The sequence below is a fragment of the Clostridium sp. genome (assembly GCF_016650035.1).
Taxonomy (GTDB): Bacteria; Bacillota; Clostridia; order Clostridiales; family Clostridiaceae; genus Clostridium_AD.
This window is the reverse complement of sequence record NZ_JAENWM010000137.1, coordinates 1-6567: the sequence shown is the minus strand read 5'-3', so window position 1 is coordinate 6567 and position 6567 is coordinate 1. Positions and strand designations below refer to the sequence as shown.

The following is a 6567-nucleotide window of genomic DNA, read 5'->3' as shown; positions in this document are numbered from 1 at the left end:
CAAAAACAAAGATAAGTATAAATATTAAATTTAGAAATGAATAAAAATAAACATTAACATTAATAAAGATAAGTAAGAAATCATTCGTATTATTTAGAGGCGGTTTCTTATTAAACTTATAATTAGATTATACAAGGAGGTAGTAGATGGTTCGTATTTAGAATTAGCAGTTTCATTAGGTGAAGCTGCTAATTTGATTTTTATATATAAGGCTAGACTATCAGAATTATTTTACCATACAACTATGCTCTCCACCTGTATCCCGTAAATAAGTGAATTACCTTTAAGTTTTAATAGTTCTTTGCTGTCTGCAGAAATATACATACCCACATATTTGACGCCATTAATTTCAACTTGTTTAATTGTATCATCTATGTTTGTATTTTCGAACATATCTTCATAATACATTACCTGCAGTAGCCTTTTATTGCTCTTTATAAGATTGAGATTGCTAATAAAAGACTCACTGTGGGCCTTATCATCCATGTTATCATATTGAGTTTGCTTTAATAATCTACTCTCGGACTGTTTATAATAATTGTCATTACCATATGGATAAACGGGTGTAAAACTATAATATGAAGGATTTGCTAAGATATAATCTGAATCCATTGCTGCCAAAGGTGTAAACTTTAAAGGTGTAGTATCTTCAGTACTTATTTGATTTATAAAATGCACTTTTAGCTGCTGGGGGGTTAAAGCTTTATTGAACCTAATAAGTATTTTTGCCTTTGTCCCTTGAGGAGCTTTTTCTAGAATTGTAAAATCTGGTATGGGGTTAGGGTTAGAGTCATCGGTATTTAACAAAGAAGAGGACTCCATTGGTTGCAATGAAAAATCAAATGCTGCTTCTGATCTGACAGGCCTTCCAAAACTAAATTTGACTTTTATCTCAGTTTCCTTTATTAGCGCATTTCCAACAGTGTTATCAAGGTACACATGAATATTTTGTTGTGCAAAAGGTGACAGATCACCGCTACTTCCATGGAACTCATATTGGGGATTAAACATCTGCACTAATTGAGTTATTGTTGATCTCTTTACGTATGCTTCTTTATAATCTAGTGCAAATAATGACGTCACAATTTTTGATGTTGTAAAATACAAAAACATAATGACTATTAAAACAGAACAAACTGAAATTGCGCTCATCAAAATGATCCTTAAATTAACTTTGCGCTTTAAAAGCTTAGCAGGTTTATTTTCTTCGTAATGATCTTGTGGCATCTGTTGCGCAAGCTCTTCTAAAAATGCTTTATCATCGTCGCCCAGATAATCCGTCAATGCAGAGAATTTATCTATCTCACATTCTATTTCTGTCATTTCATTTTGGCTTAATTTGCCTTCTTTATATAGCTGTAGTTTTTCCTGAAACTCATTATTCATTATTATTCCTCCTTAAGACTCTAAGAGTTTTTCTGGCCCTGTAAATCAAATTAGTCACAGCAGAGACACTGATGCCTAAAATTTCTCCTGCTTGTTTATATGGAAGTTCATCTACTAGGCATAAGAGGACTGCCTGTCGCTGGTTTTCTGGAAGTTGTCTAATTAATAGAAAAGCTGAACTGGTACTTTCATTTATCATTAGTCCTTCAGTGAAATCCTGCACCTTAATTTGATTAAGGAAACTATCCTTCCTAAAATCCAATCTTCTGTTTTTTTTTACATAATCAACGTAAAGGTTATGAGCAACGGTTAACAGCCAGGATTTAATACTTTCACTGGGAAATTGAAGAACGCATAAGGCCTTAATAAATGATTCTTGGGTCAAATCCTCTGCAGTCTGATGATTATATGTAAGTCCATAAAGGTATCTATATACATATGGCAAATACTTGTTATAGATTTTAACAAATATGTCATCTTCCAAACCGTCACCTCCATCTCTTTAACTATCATCATTATATATACGATTAAGATTGCAAAATATCGCGATACTTTATAAGAATATTATATAACAAATTAAAGGTACAAGAAAGTAAAATGGGCTGGACATCAGATAAATTGTAGCTCTATAAGGTTTATTATCATAACTTTTGGATATACTATTTTAATGATATTAAAACGTAAGGTGGAGATAAAATGGATAATTATTTTGATAATCTAGATGTAATAGAAGAGAATCTTAAATACTTGGTTGAAAATCATAGCGAAATTTATGATGCCTATGAGCATTTTGGAAAGCTAGTACATGAAAAAGGTGGTCCAATAGATGAGAAAACCCGATGGCTTATTAAAATAGCCCTGTCTGTAAGCAATCAATATGAATACGCCTTAAGAACGCATATTTTAAAAGCTTTAAAAAGTGGATGCACAAAGGAAGAAATAGAACATGCAATACTTCTCGTGGCACCAACATGTGGGTTTCCCAAAATGATGGAAGGGTTACTTATACTAAGACATATTCTAAAATAAAAAGATTTCCATTCTCTTCTAACAGATATTTACAAGTGCCTGTCACCTTTAACTGTATTGGAAAATTCCAGTACAGTTTTTTGTGCTTATTACCTAGGTTGCTAATACTGCAGCATAACAGGTGACAATTTAACGAAATGATGTTTAAAAATATAAAAGATGATACAATAGTATAAGATATAATATAATATTGAAATGGTTAATTAATGATTTATATATTCCTAGTAATATATATTTTATACATATGGATTTTATATACACAAGCCAAGGGGGTATATTTATGACAATTCGAAATATTTTGTTTGATTTGGATGGAACTTTGTTAGATACAAATGAATTGATTATACAATCTTTTCAACATACTTATCAAAAGCACTTAAATAAACAAGTGGATAAAGAGAAAATTATTAAAACTTTCGGAGAAATTTTAACAATTACATTAGATAGAGAATTTGGTGAGGATAGTAAAGAAGCTATTAAAACCTATCGTAATTTTCAAATTGGAAAATTTGAAAAGCTGATTTCAATTCATAGTGGAGTAAAAGAAGGCGTAATAAAACTTCATAAGCAAGGTTATAAGCTTGGAGTAGTAACCTCCCGTTTAAATGACTCGGCCATTAGGGGATTAAACCATTTCGGATTAATGGATTATTTCGATGTTATTATAGGCGCCGATGATACAGAAATACATAAACCAGATCCTACCCCAGCATTTATGGCTTTGAAAGAATTGGGTGGGAAACCAGAGGAGACTATTTTTGTGGGAGATAGTCCGTTTGATGTTTTATGTGGGAAAAATGCAGGGATTATATCTGTAGTTGTGGGGTGGAGTGCACTGCCTATGGATATGATTCTTAAGCATGAGCCCGATTATGTTGTGGAAAGCATGGAAGAATTTGTAGCACTAGTTGAAAAATTAAATGGGATATAGGAATTGTCTACTAATTTGTAGAGGAGTTTAGTAAAGTGTGTCGAATAAACAATATATATATATATTATTTATTGTAAGAGGGGTTTACTATGAGCAAAGCAAGTATTAGATGCAAAGAACTAAGGTCTAAAAATATAGAATTAACTGAGAAAAATATAGAGCTTGAAAATATAGTTAGAGAATTCAAAGAAAAAGAAGAAACCCTGCAGTATGATAAACTTAAGACTGATTTTTTTGCTAATGTTTCCCATGAGTTTAAAACTCCATTAAACATAATTATGGGTGCTATACAACTGTTAGAGCTATATACCTCAAATGGAAACATAATAGATCCACAGCTTAAGCTCAACAAATATCTTAAAACTATGAAGGTGAATTCACTTAGGTTACTTAGACTTATCAATAATATTATTGATTTAACAAAGATAGATTCTGATTATAGTTATGTTGAATTTCATAACTATAATATTGTTGAGGTTATAGATGGGGTGATTCAATCTATAGATACATATGCAAAAATAAAATCCGTACATATAATATTTGAAAAGAAAATTAAAGAACAAGTTATGGCTTTTGATGCAGATAAAATAGAAAGAATACTATTGAATCTTCTATCAAATGCACTTAAATTCACTGATGAAAAGGGTAATATAAAAGTAGAGGTTGGAATTCGAAATAATTTAGTGTATATTTCTGTTAAAGATGATGGAATAGGAATCGAGCGGGATAAACTAGAGTTGATTTTTCAAAGGTTTAGGATGGTGGACAAATCTTTTACTAGAAATAGAGAGGGAAGTGGCATAGGACTTTCACTAGTTAAATCACTTGTAGAAATGCATGAAGGCACTATAACTGTAAAAAGTGAATACAATAAGGGCTCAGAGTTTATTGTTGAATTACCGATAAGAACAATAAATGAGGAACTACAGACCAAGCTATACTGGCAACATGAAGATAGTAGACTTGAAAGGATAAAGGTTGAATTCTCAGATATATAATAGAAAAAATGTGTAAGATTAAGGGCGTGAGGGAATGAATGATAAATTAGAAGATGTTGATAATGAAAAATTTAATTTCCTAATAGAGCTAGGTGATATACAACGAAAAAAAGGAGATATTGAAAGTAGTCTTAAAAATTTTAATAATGCTTATGATATAGCTGTTTTTTTAGAAGATAAAAAATATCAAGTGGATGCATTAGTAAAAATAACAGAGGGTTATTTTTACAAAGGGGAAATAGAGGCTAGCATAAAATATGCAGAAATAGTTCAAGAGATTCTTAAGAATCTAGATTATGTTAAAGGGAAACTAGATATTAACCTATATTTGATTAATGTATATTACATAAAAAATGAATACTATAAAGCTAGAGAAATAGCGAATGAAGCCTTAAAGTTTTGCAAAGAAGAACATATCATTTATAAAGGAAGAATATTAAATTCGATAGCAAAGCTGTACTCTGAATTAACTAGTGTTGATGAGCATTTAGATTTACTTAGGCAATCCTTAGAGTGTTTTGAAAAAGCCAATTATTTAAAGGGGATTTTGGCAATCTTAAATAACATTGGTGCAGTCTATGCAGATAAAGTACAAGATAATGAAAAGGCTCTAGAGTATTTTTTTAGATTGAAAGATAGGAGTGAAGATAGTAATTACATAGAATTTAATGTGTTTGCTTATTTTAATATTGGAGAAACATATTTTAAATTTTTAAGATATGAAAAAGCACTTTTATTTTGCAAATTGGCTTTTAAAAAAGCAGAGAGTGCTAAATTGGAATATATGGTATTTAATTCATATATAATTTTAAGTAGCATAGAATTGAAACTTAATAATTATGTAAAGGCTTATGATTATTATAGTTTAGCCAGTAAAGAGCTTAAGGCTTATCCCAACCAGGGAGAAATGTTACCTTGGTACTATAAATCCGCTGCAAGTCTATTCCTAGAATTTGGTGAAATTAAGAAAGCAGAAATTAGTATTAAAAAGGCTTTGGATATGGTAGATAATGAGGAGTCAATAATCAAATGGAATACAGGAATTGTGTATGAATTTGTTAAACTTAAAGGGGCTAAGAACAAAACAGATATATTAGGTTGTCTAGAGGGAATTACTTATATATTATCAAAATATAAAAATCCTCAGGTTATCTTAGATATAGTATATGATGCTACTTTAGAACTTGTGGACCTAGGTTATGGTGAATTAGCATTTGAATTAGCAGATGAATATAAGGATAGGATCCCTGAAAAAAAAGATATTGTGTTGAAGCAAAAGTATGTAGAAGCTTTAAAATGTAATAATAAAGAAAAACAACAATTGCTAAATACTGCTCTGGAGTTAGCAGTGGAAATACAAAATAGTAAACTCCAGCTAAAGATTTGCAGTAGTTTGGGAGAGTATTATTTTAAAGAAAAAAACTATGAGAAAACTATAACTTATTATGTTCTTGCCTGTAGGCAGGTTAAAAATATAGTAATGAGTGTTCCTAAGGAATTTAGAAGAAAATGTACAAATTATAATAATATGCTTCAATGTTTTAATTCATTTGTTCAGGTGAAACAATATTATTCTAAGGGAAATGAGAACAATATTAGATATGATTCTATTAATAATGAGAATGAATTAGTTTGGTTTCTTGAAGAGTTAGATAAAATAATTACATAATTAGGATATAAACTATAAATGGGTGTATTTCTAAAAATACCCTTTTTTTTATGCAAAAGTTTGTTACAATATTAACGAACCCGTTTTAAAATAAATAAATGGAGGAATTGAATATGAGAGAAGTAGTAATAGTAAGCGCGGTAAGAACAGCAATAGGAACATTTGGTGGAACATTATCAAAATTATCAGCTGTAGAGATAGGTACCATTGCAGCTAAAGAGGCTATAAAAAGGGCAGGTATTAAACCAGAGCTAGTAGAGGAAGCTATTATTGGCAATGTAATACAAGCAGGACTTGGACAAAATGTTGCAAGACAAATTTCATTATATGCGGGTATGTCTGAAGAATCTTCAGCTGTTACAATAAATAAAGTATGTGGGTCAGGACTAAGATCTGTAAGCATGGCAGCACAGTTTATAATGTGTGGAGATGCAGACATTATTTTAGCAGGTGGAACTGAAAATATGAGTAATGCTCCATATGCACTTCCAAACAATAGATGGGGTGCAAAAATGGGAGATGGTAAAATAGTTGATACTATGATTAAAGATTCT

General features: G+C 30.6%; 7 protein-coding genes. 5 read left to right on the top strand and 2 right to left on the bottom strand.

Annotation, left to right across the window (positions count from 1 at the left end):
- Positions 1 to 231: 231 nt before the first annotated feature.
- Positions 232 to 1386, bottom strand: a complete 1155-nt coding sequence (locus tag JJD95_RS19225; RefSeq protein WP_291644980.1) for an anti sigma factor C-terminal domain-containing protein — start codon at positions 1384 to 1386, stop codon at positions 232 to 234.
- A complete protein-coding gene (locus JJD95_RS19220) occupies positions 1379 to 1870 on the bottom strand; it encodes an RNA polymerase sigma factor (RefSeq protein ID WP_291644978.1) in 492 nt (163 codons plus the stop codon). Before JJD95_RS19220 ends, JJD95_RS19225 begins: the two co-directional genes overlap by 8 nt.
- Positions 1871 to 2082: 212 nt before the next feature.
- Here JJD95_RS19220 and JJD95_RS19215 point away from each other — a divergent pair, with 212 nt between their 5' ends.
- The 5 genes from JJD95_RS19215 to JJD95_RS19195 form a co-directional block, all read left to right on the top strand.
- A complete protein-coding gene (locus JJD95_RS19215) occupies positions 2083 to 2415 on the top strand; it encodes a carboxymuconolactone decarboxylase family protein (RefSeq protein ID WP_291644976.1) in 333 nt (110 codons plus the stop codon).
- A 280-nt stretch (positions 2416 to 2695) separates the two neighbouring features.
- Positions 2696 to 3346, top strand: a complete 651-nt coding sequence (gene ppaX / locus JJD95_RS19210; protein WP_291644974.1) for a pyrophosphatase PpaX — start codon at positions 2696 to 2698, stop codon at positions 3344 to 3346.
- 89 nt (positions 3347 to 3435) lie between these two features.
- Positions 3436 to 4344, top strand: coding sequence for a HAMP domain-containing sensor histidine kinase (locus tag JJD95_RS19205; RefSeq protein WP_291644972.1), 909 nt, complete (start codon positions 3436 to 3438; stop codon positions 4342 to 4344).
- 34 nt (positions 4345 to 4378) lie between these two features.
- Complete coding sequence (locus tag JJD95_RS19200; RefSeq protein ID WP_291644970.1) at positions 4379 to 6013, top strand: hypothetical protein; 1635 nt, start codon at positions 4379 to 4381, stop codon at positions 6011 to 6013.
- Positions 6014 to 6126: 113 nt separating this feature from the next.
- Positions 6127 to 6567 (top strand): beta-ketoacyl synthase N-terminal-like domain-containing protein (locus JJD95_RS19195; RefSeq protein ID WP_291644968.1); only part of this gene is annotated, 441 nt, incomplete at its 3' end.